General features: G+C 65.9%; 21 protein-coding genes and 1 tRNA gene. All 22 read left to right on the top strand.

The window, feature by feature from the left end; all coding sequences use genetic code 11:
- The first annotated feature begins 23 nt into the window (after nt 1-23).
- The 22 genes from AAG612_RS05395 (at nt 24) to AAG612_RS05290 (ending at nt 24,123) form a co-directional block, all read left to right on the top strand.
- Nucleotides 24-521 (top strand): division/cell wall cluster transcriptional repressor MraZ, encoded by a 498-nt coding sequence (locus AAG612_RS05395; protein WP_342507977.1) that lies wholly within the window; start codon nt 24-26, stop codon nt 519-521.
- On the top strand, nt 518-1,477 hold the full coding sequence (rsmH, locus tag AAG612_RS05390; RefSeq protein WP_342507974.1) for a 16S rRNA (cytosine(1402)-N(4))-methyltransferase RsmH: 960 nt from the start codon (nt 518-520) through the stop codon (nt 1,475-1,477). The genes AAG612_RS05395 and rsmH overlap by 4 nt, the downstream gene beginning before the upstream one ends.
- Nucleotides 1,470-1,937 (top strand): hypothetical protein, encoded by a 468-nt coding sequence (locus tag AAG612_RS05385; RefSeq protein ID WP_342507973.1) that lies wholly within the window; start codon nt 1,470-1,472, stop codon nt 1,935-1,937. Before rsmH ends, AAG612_RS05385 begins: the two co-directional genes overlap by 8 nt.
- Nucleotides 1,937-3,718, top strand: coding sequence for a peptidoglycan D,D-transpeptidase FtsI family protein (locus AAG612_RS05380; RefSeq protein ID WP_342507971.1), 1,782 nt, complete (start codon nt 1,937-1,939; stop codon nt 3,716-3,718). The genes AAG612_RS05385 and AAG612_RS05380 overlap by 1 nt, the downstream gene beginning before the upstream one ends.
- Complete coding sequence (locus tag AAG612_RS05375) at nt 3,715-5,202, top strand: UDP-N-acetylmuramoyl-L-alanyl-D-glutamate--2,6-diaminopimelate ligase (protein ID WP_342507969.1); 1,488 nt, start codon at nt 3,715-3,717, stop codon at nt 5,200-5,202. Before AAG612_RS05380 ends, AAG612_RS05375 begins: the two co-directional genes overlap by 4 nt.
- On the top strand, nt 5,199-6,668 hold the full coding sequence (locus tag AAG612_RS05370) for a UDP-N-acetylmuramoyl-tripeptide--D-alanyl-D-alanine ligase (protein WP_342507967.1): 1,470 nt from the start codon (nt 5,199-5,201) through the stop codon (nt 6,666-6,668). Before AAG612_RS05375 ends, AAG612_RS05370 begins: the two co-directional genes overlap by 4 nt.
- A gap of 31 nt (nt 6,669-6,699) precedes the next feature.
- Complete coding sequence (mraY, locus tag AAG612_RS05365) at nt 6,700-7,770, top strand: phospho-N-acetylmuramoyl-pentapeptide-transferase (RefSeq protein WP_342507965.1); 1,071 nt, start codon at nt 6,700-6,702, stop codon at nt 7,768-7,770.
- Nucleotides 7,767-9,077: a UDP-N-acetylmuramoyl-L-alanine--D-glutamate ligase gene (gene murD / locus AAG612_RS05360; RefSeq protein WP_342507963.1), complete on the top strand. Its 1,311-nt coding sequence runs from the start codon at nt 7,767-7,769 to the stop codon at nt 9,075-9,077. Before mraY ends, murD begins: the two co-directional genes overlap by 4 nt.
- A complete protein-coding gene (locus AAG612_RS05355) occupies nt 9,078-10,319 on the top strand; it encodes an FtsW/RodA/SpoVE family cell cycle protein (RefSeq protein ID WP_342507961.1) in 1,242 nt (413 codons plus the stop codon).
- Entirely contained in the window at nt 10,316-11,524 is a 1,209-nt protein-coding gene (gene murG, locus AAG612_RS05350; protein ID WP_342507959.1) for an undecaprenyldiphospho-muramoylpentapeptide beta-N-acetylglucosaminyltransferase, read from the top strand. The genes AAG612_RS05355 and murG overlap by 4 nt, the downstream gene beginning before the upstream one ends.
- On the top strand, nt 11,521-12,978 hold the full coding sequence (gene murC / locus AAG612_RS05345) for a UDP-N-acetylmuramate--L-alanine ligase (protein WP_342507957.1): 1,458 nt from the start codon (nt 11,521-11,523) through the stop codon (nt 12,976-12,978). The genes murG and murC overlap by 4 nt, the downstream gene beginning before the upstream one ends.
- Complete coding sequence (gene murB, locus AAG612_RS05340) at nt 12,975-13,871, top strand: UDP-N-acetylmuramate dehydrogenase (RefSeq protein ID WP_342507955.1); 897 nt, start codon at nt 12,975-12,977, stop codon at nt 13,869-13,871. The genes murC and murB overlap by 4 nt, the downstream gene beginning before the upstream one ends.
- On the top strand, nt 13,868-14,371 hold the full coding sequence (locus AAG612_RS05335; RefSeq protein ID WP_342507952.1) for a DUF4262 domain-containing protein: 504 nt from the start codon (nt 13,868-13,870) through the stop codon (nt 14,369-14,371). The genes murB and AAG612_RS05335 overlap by 4 nt, the downstream gene beginning before the upstream one ends.
- Nucleotides 14,368-15,333 carry a D-alanine--D-alanine ligase gene (locus AAG612_RS05330; RefSeq protein WP_342507950.1) on the top strand — a complete coding sequence of 322 codons (966 nt, stop codon included), beginning with the start codon at nt 14,368-14,370 and terminating at the stop codon, nt 15,331-15,333. The genes AAG612_RS05335 and AAG612_RS05330 overlap by 4 nt, the downstream gene beginning before the upstream one ends.
- Nucleotides 15,311-16,222 carry a cell division protein FtsQ/DivIB gene (locus AAG612_RS05325; RefSeq protein ID WP_342507948.1) on the top strand — a complete coding sequence of 304 codons (912 nt, stop codon included), beginning with the start codon at nt 15,311-15,313 and terminating at the stop codon, nt 16,220-16,222. Before AAG612_RS05330 ends, AAG612_RS05325 begins: the two co-directional genes overlap by 23 nt.
- Complete coding sequence (gene ftsA / locus AAG612_RS05320) at nt 16,222-17,472, top strand: cell division protein FtsA (RefSeq protein ID WP_342507946.1); 1,251 nt, start codon at nt 16,222-16,224, stop codon at nt 17,470-17,472. Before AAG612_RS05325 ends, ftsA begins: the two co-directional genes overlap by 1 nt.
- A gap of 145 nt (nt 17,473-17,617) precedes the next feature.
- A complete protein-coding gene (ftsZ, locus tag AAG612_RS05315; protein ID WP_342507944.1) occupies nt 17,618-19,381 on the top strand; it encodes a cell division protein FtsZ in 1,764 nt (587 codons plus the stop codon).
- A gap of 71 nt (nt 19,382-19,452) precedes the next feature.
- Entirely contained in the window at nt 19,453-21,189 is a 1,737-nt protein-coding gene (locus AAG612_RS05310; RefSeq protein ID WP_342507942.1) for an SPOR domain-containing protein, read from the top strand.
- 165 nt (nt 21,190-21,354) lie between these two features.
- Nucleotides 21,355-21,861 (top strand): type III secretion system chaperone family protein, encoded by a 507-nt coding sequence (locus AAG612_RS05305; protein WP_342507940.1) that lies wholly within the window; start codon nt 21,355-21,357, stop codon nt 21,859-21,861.
- A gap of 165 nt (nt 21,862-22,026) precedes the next feature.
- Complete coding sequence (locus AAG612_RS05300; RefSeq protein ID WP_342507938.1) at nt 22,027-22,767, top strand: Bax inhibitor-1/YccA family protein; 741 nt, start codon at nt 22,027-22,029, stop codon at nt 22,765-22,767.
- Between the two features lie 165 nt (nt 22,768-22,932).
- A complete protein-coding gene (locus AAG612_RS05295) occupies nt 22,933-23,943 on the top strand; it encodes a hypothetical protein (protein ID WP_342507936.1) in 1,011 nt (336 codons plus the stop codon).
- Nucleotides 23,944-24,047: 104 nt separating this feature from the next.
- Nucleotides 24,048-24,123, top strand: a tRNA-Ala gene (locus tag AAG612_RS05290).
- The last annotated feature ends 19 nt before the right edge of the window (nt 24,124-24,142 follow it).

The raw sequence follows: 24,142 nt of genomic DNA, 5'->3' as shown, positions 1-24,142 counted from the left end.
GGCTCACAGGGGAAGAGCGACAAGTGTCGGAGGCGTTCGAGGGATATAGCGGGCAGGCCTTTTCGCTGCGCAGCGAAAAGGGCCGGTTCACGCTGCCTCCCGCCTTCCGCAACGCGGTAAAAGCCTCTTCGGAAGGCAAGACCCTGTGCCTTACCACGCACGACAAGTGGGATTGTCTTGTCGGGTTCGGACTCTCGCGAAAGGCCGAAGTCGAGGCGCTGCTCGATCGCGAAGAGGAAGCGGCCTACAAGTTCGGGCGCGAGTTCGACCGTGATATCCGCTCCATCCAGCTCACCAATTTCGAGACGATGCCGTTCGACGACAGCGGGCGTTTCATCATGCCCGAGTTCCTGCGGGGCCTCGGCGGGATCGAGGATTCGGTGTTCTTCCTGAGCGCGGGGCGTGTCTTCACCCTCTGGAACCCGGCGAAGCTGTACGAGATGGGCCACGAGTTCGCGATGCCCAAGGCGGCATGCCGTGCGCTCGAAGAGGAAGCGCGTGCGAAGGGGAAGAAGAAGTGACCGCTTCCGCCCCGTCCCCCCATGTCCCCGTCCTGCTCGAGGAAGTGATCGCTGCGCTTGAGCTTTCGCCCCAAGACCTGATCGTCGACGGCACCTTCGGTGCGGGCGGCTATAGCCGCGCTATCTTGGCTGCGGGCGCGACGGTGCATGCCTTCGATCGCGACCCTTCCGCGCTCGCCAACGCCGATGGCTGGGCGGAGCTCGCTGAAAACCCGCCGCGGCTGGTACTCCACCGCCGCCCGTTCGCCGAAATGGCGGATGCGCTGGCTCAGCAGGGCATCGAACAGGTGCAGGGCATCGTGCTCGATATCGGCGTATCCTCGATGCAGCTCGACCAGGCGGAGCGTGGCTTTTCCTTCGCTGGGGACGGTCCGCTCGACATGCGGATGGACCCGGACCTGCCGAGCGCGGCGGACTTCCTCAACGCCGCTGACGAAGGCGAGATCGCCGACGTGATCTACCAATATGGCGAGGAGCGTCAGTCGCGCCGGATCGCGCGCGCGATCGTCTCTGCCCGCCCGCTCTCGACGACCGGCGAACTGGCGCGGATCGTGCGCAAGGCGACCGGTCACAAGCCGCACGACAAGAAGGACCCGGCGACGCGCACCTTCCAGGCGATCCGTATCCACGTGAACGGCGAGCTCGACCAGTTGCGCGAAGCGCTGGGCGCGGCCGAACGCCTGCTCGCGCCGGGAGGGCGGCTGGTGGTCGTCGCGTTCCATTCTCTCGAAGATCGGATCGTGAAGCGCTTCTTGCGGGACGCTTCCGGTCAGGTCGGCGGCGGCTCCCGCCATCTTCCCCTCACGGAGCAGCCGCCGACCACGTTCTCCAGGCCCGCCAAGGCCGTGCGCGCAGGCGAGGCCGAACTGGCGCGCAATCCGCGCGCGCGCTCGGCCATCCTGCGGGCGGCGACCCGCACGCAAGCTCCGGCTCGAAAGGAAGTGATCCATGGTTAGAGGCAGCCGCCTGCGGCAGATCGGCTGGGCCATCTGCATCGGCATCGTCTTCGGTGGCTTCATGCTGCTGACCTTCCGGGTCAACGCGGTGAAGAGCGAAGTCGTCCGCGCCGAGCGGGTGATCGTGGACCTCGAGCGCGAGAAGCTGGCGCTCGAAACAGAGTTCGAAACGCGCGCCAACCAGCAGCAGCTGGCGGACTGGAACGCGATCGAGTTCGGCTATCTGCCCCCGCGCGCCGACCAGTTCATGGAAGCCGAGCGCGAGCTGGCGAGTTTCAGCGCGCCGCGTGCGCCCGGTTCGCCCGAGCCGATCCGCTTTGCGCGCGAAATGGAAGCGAGCGATTATCCCGCGCTCGTCTCTCCGCTCGCCGGTCCGGACGAAGCCGCCGACGATGACGACGGGTCCGATGCAGAGCCCGCGCAGCAGGACGCGCATCTCGCGCTCGCGAGCCTCGACTGATGGCGAGTATCGCCATCGACAGCATGGTGGCCGCAGGCCCCCTGCGGGTGGCCAACAAGCGCCTCGAATCGCTGCTCGTCGCGCGCATGCGCGCGCTCCTGCTGATGCCCGCGTTCGGGCTGATCGCGCTCGTTGCGCTGCTGCGCATCGCGGCTTTCGGCGTGCTCGGCGGGCCCGATATCCAGCTGTCGATGGAGCAGCGGCTGCTGCCGCCGCGCGGTGAGATCACCGATCGCAATGGCCTGCCGCTGGCGCGCAATTACGATGCCTTCGCCCTGTGGTACGATCCTTCGGAGATGAAAGACGGCGGCAGCCCGCTGGTCCACACGCCCGAAGAGGTCGCGGCATCGCTCGCCGCAATCTTCCCCGACATCGACCAGGCCGACATGGCGCATCGCCTGGCCAGCGGAAAGCGGCAGTACCTGCGCCGTCGCCTGCTGCCCGAGGAAGCGAACCGGGTGTTCGATATCGGGGAGCCTGCGCTCGAGCTGCCGGCGGAAAAGGACCGCTTTTATCCGCAAGGGTCGATGGCGGCGCACGTGCTCGGCTACGTCACCGACGGCGAGGATGAAGACGGCAACGTCGTGAAGGTCGGCAATCTGGGCATGGAGGCCGTCCTCAACGAACGGCTCAACGATCCGGCGCATCGCGGCGAACCGGCGGCCATCGCGCTCGATCTGCGGGTGCAGGGCGCGCTGGAGGACGAACTGCGCAAGGGCATGCTCGCGGTCAACGCGCGCGGCGCGACCGGGCTGGTGCTGGACGTGGACACGGGCGAGGTGATCGCGCTCGCCTCGCTCCCCTCCTTCGATCCGAACGACGTCAAGCCGTCGGACCTGATCGGCACGCCCGAACAGCAGCGGCTCAAGCAGCCTGCCAACTCCTTCAACAGTGTGACCCATCAGGTTTACGAGCTGGGCTCTACCTTCAAGCCGCTCTCGATCGCTGCGGCAATCGACGCCGGCATCGTGCGCGATCTGAGCCTGCGCTATGACGCAAAGCCGGTGAAAGTTGCGGGGCGCACTCTTTCGGACAGCCACTCGCTCGGGGATACGCTCAATGTGCCCGAAGCGCTGATTCACTCTTCCAACACCGTCACCGCCCGTATCGCCGACAAACTCGGCGGCGACCGGCTGCGCGATACGATGCGCGATCTGGGCTTTGCCGAGCGCCCCTATATCGAGCTGCCTTCGCGCGGTAAGCCCTTGTGGCCGGGCGAGAAATGGTCGCGGATCACGACGATGACGGTGAGCTATGGGCACGGTGTTTCGGTGACGCCGCTGCACCTTGCCTCGGCCTACGCGGCGATGGTCAACGGCGGCATCTGGCGGCCCGCGACGCTCCTGAAGGTGGAGCCGGGCCAGGAAGTGCGGGGCCGCCGCGTCTTCAAGGAAGATACCAGCGCACGCATGCGGCAATTGCTGCGGATGATCGCGATTTACGGCACCGGCAAGAGCGCGGATGCACCCGGCTACCGCGTTGGCGGGAAGACCGGCTCCGCCGAAAAGCCTTCGCGCGGTGGGTACAAGGAGAAGCTGCTCGTTTCGACCTTTGCCGCGGCCTTCCCGATGGACGATCCGCGTTATGTCGTCGTGGCGATGCTCGACGAGCCGAAGGGCACGACCGCGAGCTCGTTCCAGCGCACCGCGGCGTGGAATGCCGCGCCGATCGTGGGCAAGCTGGTCCCGCGGATCGGCCCGCTGCTCGACGTGCGGCCCGACCTCAGCCGCGATATCGACATTTCGGACCTGCGCCCCCTGATCCGGAGCGAGATCAAGTGAAGCTGAACACCCTTCTCGAACAGGCCGGGCGCCATGAGCGCAGCGATGACGCAGCGCCCGTCACCGGCTTCGCAATCGACCATCGCAAGGTCGCGCCGGGGACGATCTTCGGTGCCTTCGAAGGCGCGAGCGTCAATGGCGAGGACTTCATCGACGCCGCGATTGCGGCGGGCGCTGTGGCGATCGTCGCGCGCGGCTCGGCCAAGGTCGAGGGCGCGCTGCATATCGCCGACGATCTGCCGCGCCGCGCCTTCGCGCATATCGCGGCGCGCTTCTTCACCCCGACCCCGCAAACGATCGTCGCCGTGACCGGCACCAACGGCAAGACCTCGACGGTCGAGATGACGCGCCAGCTATGGCGCATGCTGGGCGAGCGATCCGCCAGCATCGGCACGCTGGGCGTTACCACGCAGGACGAAAGCGTCTCCACGGGGCTGACCACGCCCGATATCGTGACTTTCCACTCCAATCTTTCCGGGCTCGCGCGCGAAGGCGTGACCCACATCGCCTACGAAGCTTCCAGCCACGGGCTCGACCAGTATCGCAACGAAGGCGCCCGCGTGATCGCCGGGGCCTTCACCAATTTCAGCCGCGACCACCTCGACTATCACGAAAGCATGGAGGCCTATTTCGAGGCCAAGATGCGTCTCTTCGACGAGGTCGTGGCGGATGACGGCACGACGGTAATCTGGGCCGATGGCAGCGAGTGGGCGGCCAAGGCGCGCGGACATGCGCAGCGGCGCGGCCTCAGCGTGTTCACGGTCGGCCCGCATGGCGAAGACATCACGCTGATCGAGCAGGAGCCGACCCAGCTGGGCCAGGGCATCGAGATTGCCCGCAATGGCGAGCGGCGCACGATCCGCCTGCCGCTGATCGGGCAATATCAGGCCTCCAATGCGCTCACCGCCGCAGCGCTCGCGCTGGTCACCGGCGCCGACGAAATGCGGCTGTGGGATGCAGTGAGTCGGCTGCAGCCGGTGCGCGGACGGCTGGAGCGTGCGGTCATCACGCAGATCGGCACGCCGGTCTATGTCGATTACGCCCACACCCCCGACGCGCTGGAGGCCGCCATTGCGGCGCTTCGCCCGCATGTGACCGGAAAGCTGATCGTGGTGTTCGGCGCGGGCGGCGATCGGGACACCGGCAAGCGCGCGCCGATGGGCGAGGTCGCCTCCCGTCTCGCCGACGTGGTCATCGTGACGGACGACAATCCGCGTGGCGAAGACCCCGGCGCGATCCGCCGGTCGGTGCTGGAAGGTGCGGGCGCGAATGCGCGCGAGGTTGCGGATCGGCGTGCAGCCATCGCGCAAGCCATCGAATGTGCGGATCGGGACGACATCGTCCTGATCGCAGGCAAGGGCCACGAGGAAGGCCAGATCATCGGTTCGGGAGAGAGCATGCGGGTATTACCGTTCAACGACGCGGCTGTCGCGCGCGAAGAAGCGTCGCGGATCAACACCGATGCAGCGGAGCAGGGCGAATGAGCGTCGCCGTGCTAGCCCATCCGCGCCTGCGTGCATGGCCCACGACGCAGCGCGATGCGTTGCCGCTGGCCTTGTGGACTTCAGCCGAGATCGCCCGCGCGACGGGCGGCAAAGCATCGGGCGAGTTCCAGTGTTCCGGAGTGGAAATGGACAGCCGCGATGTGCGCCCGGGCGACCTGTTCGTGGCGCTGAAGGGCGAGGCGATGGACGGCCACCGCTTCGTGGACAAGGCGTTCGCCGCCGGGGCTACCGCCGCGATCGTCGATCGCCCGGTCGATGGCCCGCACGTGCTGGTCAGGGATACCACCGCCGCGCTTCATGCGCTTGCCGCCGCAGCCCGTGCGCGCAGCGGTGCGAAGCGGATCGCGGTGACCGGGTCGGTCGGCAAGACGGGCGTCAAGGAGGCGATTTTCGCTGCGCTCGACCGCTCGAGCAGAGGGCAGGCGCATCGCTCTGTCCGCAGCTATAACAACCATGTTGGCGTCCCGCTCAGCCTTGCGCGGCTCGGCGCGCGGGCGCGGTATGGCGTGTTCGAAATGGGAATGAACAACCCCGGTGAAATCGCGCCTTTGGCCGAGCATGTGCGTCCCGACGTCGCCGTCATCACGACCATTGCCCCCGCCCATATCGAGAACCTGGGCACTCTGGAGGGGATTGCGGACGAAAAGGCGCAGATTTTCACCGGGCTGAAGCCGGGCGGTGCGGCGGTGATCCCCGCCGACAGTCCCCAGTTCGAGCGGCTGCGCGTTCATGCCGAGGCAGCCGGGGCCGATATCTTCAGCTTCGGCCGGACCGCAGGCGCGCGGGTCCGTCTGCTCGATGCGATCCCCGCTGCCAACGGCGGCGCTTCGCTCGTCACCGCGCAAATCGACGACGTACGCCTGTGCTATTCGGTCGCCGAGCCGGGTGAGCACTGGATCGACAACTCGCTGGCGGTGATGGCGGCCGTTTATGCCGTGGGTGGCGATCTGGGTGCGGCAGGCGTCGCGCTGGGCGAGATGGGCGGCCTGAAGGGGCGCGGCGCACGCCATGCGATCGCGGCGGCCGGTGGCCGTGCGACGCTGATCGACGAAAGCTACAATGCCAATCCCGCCTCGATGCGCGCGACGCTGACCCAGCTGGGCCACACGCCTGCCAGCCGCCGTATCGCGGTGCTCGGCTCAATGGCCGAACTGGGCGCTTTCAGCTCCCGTTTCCATGAACAGCTGGCCGAGCCGATCGTCGATGCGCGCGTCGATTTCGCCGTCCTCGTCGGAGACGCGATGGAGCCGTTGGTGCGCAAGATGGGGACGGCGGGCGCGAAGAGCCTTGGCAATGCAACGGCCTTCGCCCATTGCGCAGGGCCTGCCGAAGCGATTGCCATGCTGGAAGAATTCGGCCTGAATGCCGGAGACGCGATCCTCGTCAAAGGGTCCAACTCCGTCGGTCTGGGCCGCCTTGTCGATCACTTCGTAAACCGGGCTTGAGGATCGGCCAAGGCTAAGGAATCGACGCGCAATGTTCTATTTTCTAGCGGAAATGTTCGAGTTCGAAGGGGTCTTCAATCTCTTCCGCTACCAGACGTTTCGGGCGGGCGCGGCCATCCTCACCGCGCTGTTCATCGGCCTGCTGATCGGCCCCCGGCTTATCGACATGCTGCGCGTGCGGCAGGGCAAAGGCCAGCCGATCCGCGAAGACGGGCCGCAGACCCACCTCGCCAAAGTTGGCACGCCAACGATGGGCGGTCTGATGATCCTGATCGCGATGGTGCTCAGCCTGCTGCTGTGGATGGACTTGAGCAATCCGTTTGTCTGGGCCTGTCTCGCCGTGACCATCGGGTTCGGCGCGATCGGTTTCATGGATGATTACGACAAGGTCACCAAGAACAGCCATAAGGGCGTTTCGGGCAAGGTCCGACTGCTGATGGAATTCGTGGTCGCAGGCATCGCGGCCTATATCATCGTCAGCCAGATCAACACCTGGCTCTACGTGCCCTTCGTGTCGGACCAGGCGATCCCGCTGGGGCCGTTCTACTACGTTTTCGCGGCCATCGTGATCGTGGGGGCGGGCAATGCGGTGAACCTGACCGACGGGCTCGACGGGCTGGCAATCATGCCGGTGATCATCGCTGCGGGCACGTTCGCGCTGATCGCCTACCTCGCAGGCCGTGCTGACTTTTCCGAATATCTCGGCATTCCTTACGTAGAGGGTGCGGGCGAACTCGCGATCTTCTGTGCCTGCATCATGGGGGCGGGGCTCGCCTTCCTGTGGTTCAACGCGCCGCCCGCCAATGTCTTCATGGGCGATACCGGGTCGCTTGCCCTTGGCGGCGCACTCGGCGCAATCGCTGTCGCGAGCCACCACGAAATCGTGCTCGCCATCGTCGGCGGGCTGTTCGTGTTCGAGGCGCTCAGCGTCATCATCCAGGTCTTCTGGTTCAAGCGCACGGGCAAGCGCATCTTCCGCATGGCGCCCGTCCACCACCATTTCGAACAGCTCGGCTGGAGCGAGACGAAGGTCGTGATCCGCTTCTGGATCATCGCCATCGTGCTCGCGATCATCGGGCTCAGCACCCTGAAGCTGCGGTGATTGCCTCGCCCGCCTGGAACGGCCGCAAATATGCGGTCCTCGGCCTTGCGAGGTCGGGCCGGGCGACGGTGAACGCGCTGCTCTCGGCGGGCGCGGAGGTGACCGCGTGGGACGAGCGTAGCGAGGCGCGCGCGCCATTCGAAGGCCGCGCGACGCTGGCCGATCCGGTCGAGATCGACCTCACGGGTTTCGATGGTGTGGTGGTTTCGCCCGGTGTCCCGCTCAACACGCATCCGATCAAGCCGCATGCCGACAGGTTCGGCGTGCCGGTAATCGGCGATATCGAGCTGTTCGCGCAGGCCCGGGGCGATCTGCCGCCGCATCGGGTTGTCGGCATCACCGGCACCAACGGCAAGAGCACCACCACCGCACTGGTGCATCATATCCTGAAAACCGCTGGCGTCCCCACCACGATGGGCGGCAATATCGGTCTGCCGATCCTCGAGCAGGAGCCTTTGCCCGAAGGCGGGGTCTACGTACTGGAGCTGTCGAGCTATCAGATCGACCTGACCTTCAGTCTCGCTTGCGAAGTGGCGGTGCTGCTCAATATCACGCCGGATCATCTGGATCGCTATAATGGCGACTTCGCAGCCTACGCGGCGAGCAAGTCACGTCTGTTTGCGATGCAGACGCGAGGTCAGAACTCGATTGCCCGATTCACCGATGCGCGCTCCCTCGGACAATTCGCAGAAGGCTCGATCGCGAGCATTCTCGAAGATGTTTTCAAGCACAGGGACATCGCGGCGAGCGAGCAAGCGGACTGGCCATCGCTTCAGGGGCCGCACAATCTCGAAAACGCGGCGGCAGCGATTGAAGCATGCGACATTCTGGGCTTGACGGCGGAGCGGATCCGCGAAGGTTTGCGCACCTTTCCCGGCCTCCCGCACCGTATGGAGCGGGTCGGCGAAGCGCGCGACATTCTCTACGTCAACGACAGCAAGGCGACCAACACCGCCGCCGCCGCGCCTGCCTTGGCGGCATTCGACAAGATTCACTGGATCGTCGGTGGGCGCGCCAAGGAGCCGGGGCTGGGCGAGTGCGAGCAATACATGGGCCGCGTCACCGCCGCCTATACCATCGGCGAGGCAGGTGACGGCTTTGCCGAGGCGCTGACCCCGCATTGCCCCGTCAGCCGCTCCGGCACGCTGGAAAAGGCGATCGAGCTTGCATCGCAGGTCGCGCGGCCGGGCGAGACGGTGCTGCTCAGCCCGGCATGCGCCAGTTTCGACCAGTTTCGTGATTTCGAGGATCGCGGCGACCAGTTTCGCGTGCTCGTTCACGCAATCACCCGCAGCGAGGGCATCTGAATGAACATCGCCCCGGCCACTGCCGTAGCAAGCGACCTGCCGGGCCGCACGAACCCGCGCGTGCCGGTTCGTGCGCGGCTTAAGATCTGGTGGCGCGAGCTGGACCATGTGCTGCTTGGCCTGGTCGTCCTGCTGATGGCGGTGGGGTGCGCCGCGATCGCCGCCGCCTCGCCTGCCGGTGCCGAGCGCCTGTCGAGCGATGAGGTTACGCTCCCGCCGCTCTATTTCCTGTGGGCGCATCTTCGCTGGCTCGCAGTAGGGATCACCGCGATGCTCGGCCTGTCGATGCTGACCCGCGATACCGCACGGCGTTTCGCGATCCTGCTATCGCTCAGCATGGTGGCCGCGCTGCTGCTGGTGCCGTTCATCGGTTACGAGGTGAATGGCGCGCGCCGCTGGCTGAACCTCGGTTTCAGGTTCCAGCCGTCAGAATTCCTCAAGCCCGGCTTTGCGGTGACACTGGCCTGGCTCATGAGCTGGCGGCTGAAAGACCCGCACATGCCCGTCTTCGGTCTGGTCACCGCGGCGCTTGCGCTGGTGGTCATCCTGCTGATGGCACAGCCCAATCTGGGCGCAGCGATCCTGTTTACCGGCGTGTGGTTCGTGATCGTGCTGCTCGGCGGAGTGTCCTTCCGCCACATCGCCGCTCTGTTTGCAGGCGGTCTCGCGGCGCTCAGCCTCGCCTATGCTTTTTACGGCAATGCCCGGCATCGCATCGACTCCTGGCTGTCGGGCGGGACCGATTACGACCAAGTGGACCTCGCCCAGCGCACGCTGCTGGCGGGCGGCTGGGACGGGGTGGGCTTCTGGGTCGGACGCGCGAAGTTCCGCCTGCCCGAGGCGCAGACCGACTACATCTTCTCGGTCGTGGGCGAAGAATTCGGCCTGCTCGCCTGCGCTGGCATCGTGCTGCTGTTCTTTGCGATCGTCCTGCGCGTGCTGGTACGCGTGTCGAGCGAGGAGAACTTCTTCGCGCTGCTCGCGGCGGTCGGCCTCACTGCACAGCTGGGGGGACAGGCCTTCATCAATATCCTCGTCAATCTCTCGCTGTTTCCGTCGAAAGGCATGACGCTGCCACTGGTCAGCTATGGCGGCTCGTCGACGATCGCGGTATGCATGGCCTTCGGCCTGCTGCTCGCGCTGACGCGCCGCAACCCGTTCTTGACCCGGGAAACCGCAGGCCTTCGCAGATCAGTGTTCGAGAAGCCCCTGGGGCTGTTCGACAGAGAGAGGAATCAATGACCGGCGCCAATCGACATTACGTGCTCGCGGCGGGCGGCACTGGCGGGCACATGCTGCCCGCCTTCGCGCTGGCGCACGAACTGGAGCGGCGCGGACACCACGTCGCGCTGATCACCGACGAGCGCGGCGCGAATATTCCGGGCAAACCCGATTTCATGCCCGCGCACATCATGCCGGTGGGGCGCTTCGGCAAGAATCCGGTCCGCTGGATCAAGGGCGCGGCCAAGGTGATGGAAGGCCGCCAGATGGCGAAGCAGCTGTTCGAAAGCTTCGAGCCGAGCGCGGTGGTCGGCTTCGGCGGCTATCCCACGCTGCCCGCGCTGCTGGCGGCACGCAGCGCCAAGCTGCCGAGCGTGATCCACGAACAGAACGCGGTGCTTGGCCGCGTTAACCGCCTGCTCGCTCCCGGGGTGAATGCGATCGCGACCGCCTATCCCACGGTCGCACGGATGAAATCCAAGTGGGCCGAAAAGGCGCATCTGGTGGGTAACCCGGTGCGGGCCGAGGTCCTTTCGCTGCGGGACGAGCCTTTCCCGACCTTTACCGAAGACAGCCTGCTCAAGGTGCTGGTGACCGGCGGCAGCCAGGGTGCGAGCATCCTCGCGCAGGTCGTGCCCGATGGCCTCGCGATGCTGCCGCCGGCGCTGCGCCAGCGCCTGCAGGTGGTGCAGCAGTGCCGCCCCGAGGATGTCGGCGCGGTGCGCGAACGCTATCGCAATCACGAGATTCCGGCCGAGCTGGCGACCTATTTCGAGAATATGGCCGAACGGCTGGCCGATGCGCATCTGTTCATCGGCCGCGCAGGTGCCTCCACCATCGCCGAGCTGACGGCGGTGGGGCGCCCTGCGATCCTCGTCCCGCTGCCGATTGCGACCGACGATCACCAGGCTGCCAATACGCGCGAGATCGTGGATGCGGGCGGGGCACGGATGATCCGCCAGAGTTCGTTCACGCCCAAGGAACTGGCCCGCCAGATTCAGGTGCTCAGCCAGCGGGCGGGCACGCTCGGCAATGCGGCGCACAAGGCCTGGAATTGCGGGCGACCCGATGCGGTGAAGGACCTCGCCGACCTCGTAGAGAGTTTCGGCGGGGCGGACATGATGGACGTGATCCGGGTAGGCAAGAACAACGCTCGCGGTGCCTCGCAGGGTGTCGCGGTCGGGCAGGGGGCCGCTCGCGAGGTTGGCGGGGAGCGCAACTCTTGAAGGGCGTCGGCACCGATATCGGCACGATCCACTTCGTGGGCATCGGCGGGATCGGCATGTCCGGTATCGCCGAGGTGATGCACAACCTCGGCTATCGGGTGCAGGGCTCCGACATCTCCGCAAGCCCCGCAGTCGAGCGGCTGCGCGAGCGCGGGATCGATATTGCCATCGGCCATGCGCGCGAGAATGTGGATGGGGTCGCGGTGGTCGTGACATCGTCGGCGGTCAAGCGGACCAATCCGGAAGTCGAGGCGGCGCTCGAACACCGCATCCCCGTGGTCCGCCGGGCGGAAATGCTCGCCGAACTGATGCGCCTGAAATCGACCGTCGCGGTCGCGGGTACCCACGGGAAGACGACCACGACCAGCATGATTGCCGGGCTGCTCGATTGCGGCAAGATCGACCCGACGGTCATCAATGGCGGAATCATCGAACAGTTCGGGTCCAACGCCAAAATGGGCGATTCCGATTGGATGGTGGTCGAAGCGGACGAGAGCGACGGCAGCTTCCTGCGTCTCGACGGGACCATCGCGGTGGTCACCAATATCGATCCCGAACATCTCGAACATTACGGCGATTTCGACGGCGTGAAGCGCGCCTTCGTCGAGTTCATCCACAACGTGCCCTTCTACGGTGCGGCGATCCTGTGCGTGGACCATCCGGAGGTGCAGGCGGTGATCGGTCAGGTGCGCGACCGGCGAGTCATCACCTACGGCTTCTCGCTCCAGGCCGATATCTGCGCGGTCAACGTGACGCCCGAGACGGGCGGCAACCGGTTCGATGTGATCGTCCGCCAGCGAGGGCCCCGGGATCAGGCGCAGGATCGCCGGATCGAGAACGTGTTCCTGCCGATGCCGGGCAGGCATAACGTGCAGAACGCACTCGCCGCGATCGCGGTCAGCCTCGAGATGGGCTGTTCGGACGAGACGGTGCGGGAAGGGTTTGCGCGCTTCGGCGGCGTGCGGCGGCGTTTTACCAAGGTCGGAACGGTCGCGGTGGACGGCGGCAACGCGACCGTCATCGACGATTATGCGCATCACCCGGTTGAAATCCGCGCGGTCCTTTCCGCTGCGCGCGAGAGCGCCGATGCCGCGGAAAACGGCGGGCGGGTGATCGCCGTGATGCAGCCGCACCGCTACAGCCGGCTGGGCGAGTTGATGGGCGATTTCCAGGCCTGTTTCGACGCGGCGGACCAGGTCTATGTCGCGCCGGTCTACGCTGCGGGCGAGGATCCGGTCGACGGAGTGGATGCCGCATCGCTGGTCGCGGGGATCAAGTCACTTGGCCATCGCCGGGCGCAAACGGTGGCCGATCGCGAGGATCTGGTGCGGACCCTCGCGCCCGAACTCCAGCCGGGTGACCTCGTGCTGTGCCTCGGCGCGGGCGACATCACCAAGTGGGCGGCGCGGCTGCCCGACGAGTTGCAGGGCGCCTTGGAGAACGTCCCGGCATGAGAGCCTCGCTTTCCCTCCCGAAAGTGCGTGGCACGCTGACGCAGAACGCACCGCTCGCCAAGCTCGTCTGGTTCAAGGCGGGCGGGGTGGCGGACTGGTTGTTCGAGCCTGCCGATGTGGACGATCTGCGCGCCTTCCTCGCCGAGCTTGACCCGGCGGTGCCGATCATGCCGCTGGGCTTGGGATCGAACCTGATCGTGCGCGACGGGGGTGTGCCGGGCGTGACCATTCGCCTTGGCAAGCCTTTCGCCGGAATCGAAACCGAAGCGGACCACACCTTGCGCTGCGGAGCAGGGGCCCATGGCGTACTGATCGCCTCGACCGCGCGCGATGCCGGCATCGCAGGGCTCGAATTCCTGCGCGGAATCCCCGGCACCCTGGGCGGCTTCGTGCGCATGAACGGCGGCGCCTACGGGCGTGAGACGGCCGATGTGCTGGTCGAATGCGAAGTCGTGCTGCGCAATGGATCGCTCAAGACGCTGCCGGTCGCGGAGCTTGGCTATACCTATCGCCATTCGCAGCTGCCCGAAGGCGCGGTGGTGGTCGGCGCACGGCTCAAGGGCGAAGCTGGCGACCCTGCGGCGATCGGTGCCGAGATGGAGCGGATCGCACAGGCCCGCGAGAACAGCCAGCCGGTGCGCACGAAGACCGGCGGCTCGACCTTCAAGAACCCTGAAGGCGAAAAGGCTTGGCAGCTGGTCGATGCGGCCGGCTGTCGCGGGATGATGCGCGGGGGCGCGCAGGTGAGTGAGAAACACACCAACTTCCTCATCAACACCGGCTCCGCGACCAGCGCCGATATCGAGCAACTGGGCGAGGATGTCCGGGCGAAAGTACGCGAGAACTCCGGCGTCGAGCTGGAATGGGAAATTCAGAGAGTGGGACGGAAATGAGCGAAGGCGAAACCCTGGACGACAACCAGAAGGCAATTATCGAGAACGTCGAGAAATTCGGCTGGTCGGTGATGCATGTCACATCCGATAATCCGGAAGCGCCCACGTTCTGCTATTCGATCGGTTTCGAGCATACGCTGGGTCAGCCCGAAGTGCTGGTTTACAGCCTGAGACGCGATCTCGCGGGTTCGATGGTCAATGCGCTGTTTCACCAGTGCAAGGATGACGGGCTCGAGCTCACAGACGGAAAGGCGATCGGCAACCTTATCGAAGGTTACGACTGCGTCGCCCGCCCGATCGAAGACCCGCGCGCCTGGGAAAGGCATTTTGGCTACGCGATGTGGTTCCACCGTTACCGCGATGGCAAGGAACTGCGCCGCGCGATGCAGATCGTCTGGCCCGATCCCGACACCCGCGCCTTTCCGTGGGAGGAGGATTGCTCGCCGGGGATCCGGCTCGGCCAGATTCAGCTCTACCCTTCGGGCGGACCGCGGGTGTGATCCTGCCGGACAAGCTCCATGTCGCCGTCCTGATGGGCGGCTGGGCGAACGAACGGCCCGTTTCGCTGATGAGCGGCGAGGGCGTCGCCAAGGCGCTTGAAGCGCGCGGGCACACCGTCACCCGGATCGACATGGACCGGCAGGTTGCTGCGCGGATCGCGGAGGTAAAGCCCGATATCGTGTTCAACGCGCTCCACGGCGTGCCGGGCGAGGACGGAACGGTGCAAGGCATGCTCGATCTGATGGGCGTGCCCTATACGCATAGCGGCCTCGCCACCTCGGTGATCGCGATCGACAAGGAATTGACCAAGCAGGCGCTGGTGCCGCGCGGTATCCCCATGCCGGGCGGACGGATCGTGAAGTCGGAGGACCTCTACATTAGCGATCCGCTGCCGCGCCCCTATGTGCTCAAGCCGGTCAACGAAGGCTCGTCCGTCGGCGTCGCGATCGTCTCCGACGAGAGCAATTACGGCAATCCTATCGGCCCCGATGCCAAGGGCCCGTGGCAGGAATTCCCTGAACTGCTCGCCGAGCCCTATATCCGGGGCCGCGAGCTGACGACGGCAGTAGTCGGCGAGAAGGCACTGGGCGTCACCGAACTGATCGTCGAGAGTGGGTTCTACGATTTCGAGAACAAGTATACCGACGGGCGCACCCGCCACGTCTGCCCGGCCGAGATACCTCAGGATATTGCCGAAGCCTGCATGCACTACGCGCGCGAGGCGCATCGCATCCTGGGCTGCAGGGGCACCAGCCGCACCGATTTTCGCTGGGACGATGAGCAGGGTGTCGATGGCCTTTTCGTGCTCGAAACCAATACCCAGCCCGGGATGACGCCGCTCAGCCTTGTGCCCGAGCAAGCGCGACATGTCGGCATGAGTTACGAGGATCTGGTCGAAACGATCATCGCGGACGCACTGAGCCACTCGGGAGGGAAAGATGGCGCGCAAGGTCAAGCGTAAGGCGCAAGGGGTTCGGCGGGCCGCCAATTCGCGCTCGCGTGCGTCAAAGGCGCGGGCAGCGACCCGGCAGAGCAAGGGCGTGGTCAACACCGCGCTATCCGCCCTGCCGATCAGCCAGAAGCAGTTGCAGGGCGGTTTTTTCTTCGCGATCCTCGCAGGCGCTTCAGCGCTCGCCTGGTGGGTTGCGAGCGCCGCGGGCGTGCCTGCGCTGATGCACCAGCAGATCGCAGCCTCCGCCGGATCAGCGGGGTTCCAGATGCGCAATATCGACCTGACCGGGGTCGAGCGAATGAACCGCCTGAAGGTCTACGAAGAGGTGATGGAGCATCGCGGGACGCCGATGCCGCTGCTCGACCTTGCGGAAATCCGCACCGAGCTGAAGCGGATGCCGTGGATCGCCGAGGCGCGTGTTTCGCGCCAGCTGCCCGACAAGCTGGTAATCGACATTCAGGAACGCACGCCGCACGCGGTGCTGGTCAAGCCCGACCGGCTGGTGCTGATCGACCGCGACGGGATCGAACTCGATCCGATCGCGGAGGAAGATGCGGCAGGCATGCTGCGCATTTCGGGTGCGGGTGCGAAGGACCAGATCGACTCGCTCGACCGCGTGCTCGCCGCCGCGCCCGCGCTCCAGCCGCAGATCGCCAGCGCGCACCGGATCGGCGAGCGGCGCTGGAATATCGTGTTCAAGACCGGCCAGATCCTCGCGCTGCCTCAGGGCGAGGACGAGGCGGCGGATGCCTTCATCGATTTCGCGCGGATGGACGGGCTCTATCGCCTGCTCGGCGGCAAGGCGACCGTGATCGATCTGCGCGTGCCCGATCGCTATGTCCTGCGCGAGCCGGGCCGGGCGGATCGCTTCGCCAGCAGCAAGGAAAGGGCCGAATAATGGGTGCGGCGCGCATCTCCCGCGTGTTCGGCGCGATCAATCTGGGCTCCTTCCGGGTTTCCGCCATGATCATGGGCCTGACCGAGGGCGGCGAGCTGATCGTGCTCGGGTCCTCGCATCGGGCGAGCGCGGGCGTGCGGCGCGGTTACGTGACCGACAGCCAGGCCGCGACCCATGCGATCCGCGAAGCGGTCGAGCGGGCGGAGAAGGATGCGGGCACCGCGATCGAGAGCGTGTGGGTCGGATGCGCGGGCGCCGGACTCGCCAGCCGCATCTCGCGTGTCGAAATCCCCATTCACGGGCGCCGGATCGAAGAGGAAGACGTCGACCACCTGCTGGTCACCGCGCGCGACACGCTGGAGCCCGACGGGCGCATGGTGCTGCACGCGCAGCCCGCGCATTATTCGGTCGACGGCCCCCACGGCGTCGCCAACCCGGTCGGCCTTTATGCCGAGCAGCTGGGCGTCGACGTCCACATCCTGCTCGCCGATGGCGCGCCGATCCGCAACATCATCACCGCGGTGCAGAGCGCACATCTGACGGTGGAGGGCGTGGTCGCCGCGCCGATCGCGTCGGCCCATGCCAGCCTCACGCCCGAAGAACGTGAGCTTGGCACCGCGCTGATCGAGATCGGCGGCGATGTCACCAATGTCGCGGTGCTGCGCAACGGGATGGTCCAGGCGATGCGGGCGATCCCGCTGGGCTCGGGCGATATTACCGATGCCATCGCGAGCACGTTCGGCATTCGGCGACAGCACGCCCAGCGGCTCAAGTGCGTGTCCGGCTCGGCGCTCGCCAGCCCGAGCGATCATCGCGAGCAGGTGCCGGTCGATCCCGATGGCGATCCGCGGGCAGGCTCGATCAATCGCGCCGATCTGGTCGCGGTCGTAACCGAACAGCTCGGCCGCCTCACCGATGAGGTCGGCAAGGCGCTGAAAGCCATGGACTTCATCGGCGCCAAGGGTGGGCCGGTCGTGCTCACCGGCGGCGGCGCGGAACTGGCCGGCAGCGCAGAGTTCGTCCAGAATGCGCTGGGCCGCCCGGTGCGCATCGGCAAGCCGCAGGTCCTGCGCGGGCTTCCGCCCGCACATGCCACACCCGGTTTCTCGACGCTGGTCGGCCTGTGCCTTTACGCCGCGAAAGACCCGGTCGATATCCGCACGGTGAAGGCGAAGTATCAGTCGCAGTCGCGCATGAGTGGTATCGGGCTCATCAATCGCGTATGGCGGGCAGGTCGCGAATATTTCTGACGCCGGACCCCGCTCGCTTCGCATTGCTTGGGCGAGTTATGTGGAAAAGATCGGGGATATCCATTAAATAGCCCGGTGATATCTGCCACATGAAACCATTGAGAAATCGGTATCCACCCCGCCGATTTCGCGGAGTGAAGACCCTATGAGTATCAATATCGGCCCCGACCCTTCGGACGATCTGCGCCCCAAGATCACGGTTATCGGTGTAGGCGGCGCTGGCGGCAACGCCATCGCCAACATGATGGAGGCCGAGATCGAAGGCGTCGATTTCATCGTCGCCAATACCGATGCCCAGTCGCTCAGTACTTCGCCTGCGGAAAATCGCATCCAGCTCGGGCCGGAAAGCACCGGCGGACTGGGCGCGGGCGCGCGGCCCGAACTGGGCAAGGCGGCGGCAGAGGAAACGGTCGAGGCGATCGAGGATGCGCTCGACGGGGTGAACATGTGCTTCATCGCGGCCGGGATGGGCGGCGGCACCGGCACCGGGGCGGCTCCGGTGATCGCGGAAGCCGCGCGCCGCAAGGGCGTGCTGACCGTGGGTGTGGTGACCAAGCCGTTCCTGTTCGAAGGCACGCGCCGGATGCGCGCCGCCGAGGCCGGGATCGAAGAGCTTCAGCGCCAGGTCGATACGCTGATCGTCATTCCCAACCAGAACCTGTTCCTGATCGCGAATCGCGACACCACCTTCAAGGAAGCCTTCCGGCTTGCCGACGAGGTGCTGCAGCAGGGCGTGCGCTCGATAACCGACCTGATGACAATGCCGGGCCTCATCAACCTCGACTTTGCCGACGTGAAGTCGGTCATGGAGGAAATGGGCAAGGCGATGATGGGCACCGGCGAGGCCGAGGGCGAAAATCGTGCCCGCGAAGCTGCCGAGCAGGCGATCGCCAATCCGCTGCTCGAAGGTGTGTCGATGGCGGGCGCCAAGGGCGTCATCATCTCGATCATCGGCGGCGAGGACATGAAGCTGCTCGAAGTCGACGAAGCCGCGAACCACATTCGCGAACTGGTCGACGATAACGCCAACATCATCTGGGGTTCGGCTTTCAACCCCAATCTGGAAGGCAAGATTCGCGTGTCGGTGGTGGCCACCGGGATCGAAGAGGGCAGCGATGGGCAGACCGCCATTCCGCGTGCCGCAGCCAACCCGGCGCCGCAGCCGCGCAGTCCCGAACCCGCGGACGAGCCGAGGCAGGCCAAACGTCCGGTGCTCGACTTCTCGCGCGCCGATAGCGAAGCGGTCGAGCAAGAGCGGCGCGAGCCGGTTCAGGCACCGCAGTCGTCGGGGGAGGCATCGGGCGAAGCTTCGCGTGACCCGTGGGGCGATGATGCGCCGCAGGCTCCGCACACCCCTAAACCCGCCGCCGTCTATGGCGACGACGAGGATTACGAGGACGATGGTGAGGGCGAGGATGTCGACGACATCGTCGATCCGCTCGCCGGACTGCGCAATTCCGAGGATGAGGAGCGCGACTTCGGGGCTCCGGCACGCTCGGGAAGCAAGCCTTTCGGCGCGCCAGCCGGTGCGAACGAAGGGCCGGACGATGACGACACGCTCGACCTTGGTTCGATGACCAAGGCTGAGGCAGACGAACCGTCCGACGAGTTGCTGCTGGGCGACGAGGCCAATGCCAGGGCTCAGGGTGAGCCGAAAGACAATGCCGCCGAGGCGCCACCGGCCGATGAGCCTGCGCCGACCCGTCGCCGGGGGCTCGTTGCAGGCGACGGCGGCAAGGAAAATCGGCCAGCACCGCCTCCCCCGCAGAGTGGCGGCGGCGGCACGCTTTTCGAACGGATGGCCAAACTGTCCCGCGGCGGGGCGCCCGAGGAAGAGGACGACGACGAGGATGACGATGGTTCCTCGTTGAATATCCCGCGTTTCCTGGGGCGACAGAACAACCAGTAGCCGCGACGAGTGGCGTCCGGAGCGTGCTCTGGGGCTGTTCACACGGGTCATGCCGGACTAGTTTCCGCACGATGACGGGTCGATTCAAAATCTCGCGCACCGCGTTGCCGGTGCTTGTGCCCATGCTGGCGTGCAGCGTTCTCGGCGTTGCAGCTCCGCTATCTGCGCAGTCGCAGGATTCGGTGTCGCGCGCGGTGGTGCAGCCATTGCCGCCTGCTGCCGTGTCCGACCTCAACACGGCGCTGTTGCGGCTGGCCAAGGATCGGCGCGATGTCGATGCGCTGATCGCGGCGGGTCTCGCCTCGCTCGAGCTGGACGACATGGATGCGGCGATCGGTTTCTTCGGTCGGGCGAAAGCCTTGTCGCCGGAAAATCCGCGCATCTCCGAAGGCATGGCCGCTGCCTATGTGCGCGGCGGACGCCCGGTCGAGGCGCTCAAACTGTTCGAGGAGGCCGACAATGCCGGAATCGCGTCCGGATCGCTGTGGGCCGATCGCGGCTTGGCCTACGATCTGGTCGGCCAGAACGGTGCCGCGCAGAGCGCCTATCGCGAGGCGCTGTCACGCAAGGACGATGCCGCGGTGCGTCAGCGCCTTGCGCTCAGCTATGCGATTGCAGGCGATCGCCGCTCTTTTGAGGAGGCGCTCAAGCCGCTGATCGACGAGAAGGATTATGGCGCCTATCGCACGCGCGCCTTCGGACTGGCGATCCTGGGCAATGCGGAAGACGCGATCGAGATCGCGCGCGCCGTAATGCCGCGTGATCTGGCGGGGCGGATGGAGCCCTATCTGCGCTTCATGCCGCGCCTCACGAAGTCGCAGCAGGCCGCCGCCGCCAATCTCGGGATTTATCCTTCCGCCTCCCGCATCGGACGGGACGACCCGCGCATCGCGAGCGCGGCGGGCACGCTCGGCGCGCCGGAAACCCCGGACGGTGCGCTCGAACCGCGTGGAAATGCATTTGGCACGGCTGTCGCAGCGCAGGAAAGCCAGGGCGCGCGGAGCAATGGTGTGGACCCCCGCGATCCGCTGACGCGGACGATCATGCGTCAGCCGGAACGGCAGGCGAGTGCCGCACCCGGTACTGCCCAGCCCGCTGCAGCGTCGCAGCCGCCTCCGCCAACCCCCGCAGCCACCGGCACGCCCGCGCAGTCGGGCGAGACCCGCGCGGCCCAGGCCGAACTGCCCGCTTCGCCGGGCAATGTGCAACCGGCCCAAGCGCAAGCGCCCGTTCGGGTTGCCGCACTATCGCAGAGTGCCACCCCATCTCCCTCTGGCCCGCCCGCCGGTCCGCCAGCGCAGGCGCGGACAGACACCGCGCCGCTTGCGCCGGCCAATGCAGGCCAGCCCGAATCGCGCAGTGTGCAGGCAAGCACCGCGACGGCCGCTCCCGCGCAGCCCGCATCGCTCGGCAAGATGGATTTGGCGGACGCCTTCGCCGATTTCGCCGAGCCGACCACGGTCGCGGTATCGGGCGACGACGTCGTCGATATTTCCGCCATCGACCCGGTACGCGAGGTCGCAGCGCCCGAGCCGCCACCTGCGCCCAAGCGGATCTGGCTGCAATTGGGTATCGGGCAGAACCGCAGCCTGCTGCGCAGCGACTGGCGCCTGAAATATCGCAAGGTCGATGCGCTGAAGGGCAAGGGGCCTTTCGTGACGCCATGGGGTCAGACCAACCGCCTGCTCGCCGGGCCGTTCGACAGCCAGGCGGATGCGCGCGAGGCGCTCAATGCGCTCGCGGCGGCGGACATCGATTCCTTCGTGTGGACCAGCGCCGAAGGTCAGGAGATCGAGGACCTGCGCTGATCGCGTCGGTTCGACATCACGGATTTGCGCCGAAAAAGCGCTTTTCCCACAAGGCGTGAACAGCGTTAACGCTTATACACCGCTCGCTTCGCTGCGCGGTTTGCGTGTGCCCCCGTCGATCCCCCACAAGGCGTTGAAACAGATGGACGGGTATAGGGATCGCAGATGGAAACCGCTTTGAACGACAATATCGGCAACGAATACGGATCGCCGATGGATGTGCTCGCCGCGCTGTTCGACGCGCGCGGCTGGGCGCTGGACACCCATGCCGACGAAGAACTGGGCGGCGAGGTGCAGGGCGCCTGGGTCAAGTATCAGGTGCGTGCGGTGCTAAAGCCGGAAGACAGCGTCCTCCAGCTGATCTGCCTGCCCGATATCCGCGTGGGCAAGGATCGCCTTGCCTCCGCTTACGAGCTGCTCGGCCTCGTCAACGAACAGGTGTGGCTTGGCCATTTCGACGTCTGGAGCCAGGGGGGCGTGCTCGTCTATCGCCACGGCGCGCTGCTGGCCGACGACGGCATGCTGAGCGTCTCGCAGGCGCAGGCTCTGATCGAGAATGCGGTCGAGGAATGCGACCGGTTCTACCCGGCGTTCCAGTTCGTGCTGTGGGGCAACAAGGAGCCCGCCGAGGCGCTGGAAGCGGCGATGATCGATGCGGCGGGCGAGGCCTGAACCGGCAACCGGGACAGGTGCATAAAAGGCGTCTGTTGCACCCCTTGCACCTGAACGGCGGTTAAGACTAAATCGTGCTGCCAGCCCTTGAATTCCGGGGCATTTGACGCAATATTCTCTCCTGAACCGGCGCATATTGCAGCCGGCAACTGGAGTGGCTTTGAAATGGCTGATTGGGACGACCGCACACGGCAGAGTTTCGGCTCGGTGCCGCGCGCCGGGGGTGATGTCGCCTCGCGCACGACCTTCGACGCGGGTCTGCGCAAGTACATGCTCTCGATTTACAACTATATGACCTCGGGCATTCTGCTCACGGGGATCGTCGCGCTGCTGACCGCGCAGTCGGGACTTGCCCTGACCCTCGCGAGCGGCCCGCTGATGTGGATCGTGGCGCTTTCGCCGCTGGCCATCGTGTTCGCGATGAGCTTCGGCGCGCAGAAATTCAGCCGCGGCACGCTGCAGCTGATGTTCTGGGGCTTCGCCTTCCTCATGGGGCTGTCGCTCTCGACGATCTTCCTCGTTTACACGGGCGGATCGATCGCGGCGACCTTCTTCGCGACCGCTGGTGCTTTCGCAGGCCTGAGCCTGTTCGGCTACACCACTAAGAAGGATCTCACCGGTTGGGGCAGCTTCCTGATCATGGGTGTGATCGGCATTGTCATCGCGATGGTCATCAACATGTTCCTGCAGTCCGCTGCGCTGGAACTGGCGGTGAGCATCCTCGGCGTGCTGATCTTCGCAGGGCTTACCGCTTACGACACGCAGCGTCTGAAGAACGATTATCAGCGCCTGCGTGGCACGAGCTGGGAAGGCAAGTCGATCATCCTCGGCGCGCTGAGCCTGTACCTCGACTTCATCAACATGTTCCTGTTCCTGCTGCGCTTCATGGGCGTCGCCCGCGACTAGAGTCGGATCGGACACACTTTTTGCAAAATGGGATGCCCGGGGCGGAAACACCGTCTCGGGCATTTTCAGTTAAGGTCTAATGCGTTAGGAAGGTCCCACAGCAGTGGTCGCAGCAGCGCTTCCCCCGGATCGCGCGAGCCGACCCGCCATGGGAGCCTTTCGACTATGTCCGACGACTTGAAGTCGCCGTTACGCATCACGATCCTCGCCGGTGTTCTGGGCACGCTCGCCGCGTGCGCTACGCCAGCGCCTCCGCCTCCGCCGCCACCTCCACCGCCGCCGCCGCCGCCGCCCGTGGTGATCCCGCCGCGGCCGCTGCCGCCGATGGGGGCCAGCGCGTTGATGGCGATACCCCCGGTCGCGCCCGACGGCGTGCGCCAGACGGTCAATGCAGACATCACGCCTGCGCAGAAGACCTGGAACGTGCGCTCCGCGCTCAACGTGGCCGCGCTCAACTGCCTGTCGCCCGAGCACGTGAACATCCTGCCCAACTACAAGGCCTTCCTCGAGAATTTCGACAAGCCGCTCGATAAGGCGAACGACAAGGTCGAGGCCGAATTCCGCGAGAAATACGGCGACCGCAAGACGGGTCGCGCGGAACTCGATTCCTACATGACCAAGGTCTACAACTACTTCACCCTGCCACCCGCCAAGGTCGCCTTCTGCGATGCGGCGCTGGAACTGAGCAACGAATCCGTGCTCGTCGCGCCCGGCGATCTGGACAGTTTCTCGGCCCGTGCGCTGGCTCGCTTCGAAGGCGTGTTCGAGGATTTCTTCCGCGCTTTCGAACGGTATCAGACGAACGTGGCCGCGTGGGACCGGCAGTATGGTCCGCCGCAGGGTCTTTATCCGACCTACGGCCCTGCCACGCAGGTCGCGAGCGGGCAGTCGCCGCAGAGCACGGACGGCACGGTGTTGCTCAACGCTTCGAGCGATGAGCTGACCGGCGATGCGTCCGGTGCGGTGCAGATGGGCGCGCAGACCGCTCCCGCCATGTCTTCCGACCCGATGCTGGCAGTGCCGCAGGATTCGCAGATGGTGGAAGTCGCGCCGAGCACTGCCGAAGAAACTCTGGCGGAAGACACGCCTCCGGTCATCGTGCTGCCGCAGACTGCGGCCACCGGCACGCCGGAAGAAGTGCAGGGAACGCCCGAGCCCGATTCTTCAGGCAAGTAGCGCGCGGATTACCGAAAGGCCTTGCGTCTGACGCCGGGTTCGGTATTAGCCCGCGCTCTTGCGAAGGGGCGCGTCTCGCACCTCTTTGCCAGTCACACCTGAACGGGGCCGTAGCTCAGTTGGGAGAGCGCGTCGTTCGCAATGACGAGGTCAGCGGTTCGATCCCGCTCGGCTCCACCAGGTGTTGATTCTCCCGATA

This window comes from Citromicrobium bathyomarinum (genome assembly GCF_038594605.1).
Classification (GTDB): Bacteria; Pseudomonadota; Alphaproteobacteria; order Sphingomonadales; family Sphingomonadaceae; genus Alteriqipengyuania; species Alteriqipengyuania bathyomarina_B.
The sequence above is the reverse complement of the archived record's forward strand: the minus strand, read 5'-3'. Positions and strand labels throughout refer to the sequence as shown.

Excerpts from the sequence above, each read along its gene's own strand:
- AAG612_RS05310 (WP_342507942.1), top strand. The coding sequence starts at position 19,453 with ATGACGGGTCGATTCAAAATCTCGCGCACCGCGTTGCCGGTGCTTGTG.
- AAG612_RS05335 (WP_342507952.1), top strand. The coding sequence starts at position 13,868 with ATGAGCGAAGGCGAAACCCTGGACGACAACCAGAAGGCAATTATCGAG.
- ftsZ (WP_342507944.1), top strand. The coding sequence starts at position 17,618 with ATGAGTATCAATATCGGCCCCGACCCTTCGGACGATCTGCGCCCCAAG.
- AAG612_RS05325 (WP_342507948.1), top strand. The coding sequence starts at position 15,311 with ATGGCGCGCAAGGTCAAGCGTAAGGCGCAAGGGGTTCGGCGGGCCGCC.
- AAG612_RS05295 (WP_342507936.1), top strand. The coding sequence starts at position 22,933 with ATGTCCGACGACTTGAAGTCGCCGTTACGCATCACGATCCTCGCCGGT.
- murB (WP_342507955.1), top strand. The coding sequence starts at position 12,975 with ATGAGAGCCTCGCTTTCCCTCCCGAAAGTGCGTGGCACGCTGACGCAG.
- AAG612_RS05355 (WP_342507961.1), top strand. The coding sequence starts at position 9,078 with ATGAACATCGCCCCGGCCACTGCCGTAGCAAGCGACCTGCCGGGCCGC.
- AAG612_RS05385 (WP_342507973.1), top strand. The coding sequence starts at position 1,470 with ATGGTTAGAGGCAGCCGCCTGCGGCAGATCGGCTGGGCCATCTGCATC.
- AAG612_RS05305 (WP_342507940.1), top strand. The coding sequence starts at position 21,355 with ATGGAAACCGCTTTGAACGACAATATCGGCAACGAATACGGATCGCCG.
- murG (WP_342507959.1), top strand. The coding sequence starts at position 10,316 with ATGACCGGCGCCAATCGACATTACGTGCTCGCGGCGGGCGGCACTGGC.
- mraY (WP_342507965.1), top strand. The coding sequence starts at position 6,700 with ATGTTCTATTTTCTAGCGGAAATGTTCGAGTTCGAAGGGGTCTTCAAT.
- AAG612_RS05300 (WP_342507938.1), top strand. The coding sequence starts at position 22,027 with ATGGCTGATTGGGACGACCGCACACGGCAGAGTTTCGGCTCGGTGCCG.
- AAG612_RS05370 (WP_342507967.1), top strand. The coding sequence starts at position 5,199 with ATGAGCGTCGCCGTGCTAGCCCATCCGCGCCTGCGTGCATGGCCCACG.
- ftsA (WP_342507946.1), top strand. The coding sequence starts at position 16,222 with ATGGGTGCGGCGCGCATCTCCCGCGTGTTCGGCGCGATCAATCTGGGC.
- AAG612_RS05380 (WP_342507971.1), top strand. The coding sequence starts at position 1,937 with ATGGCGAGTATCGCCATCGACAGCATGGTGGCCGCAGGCCCCCTGCGG.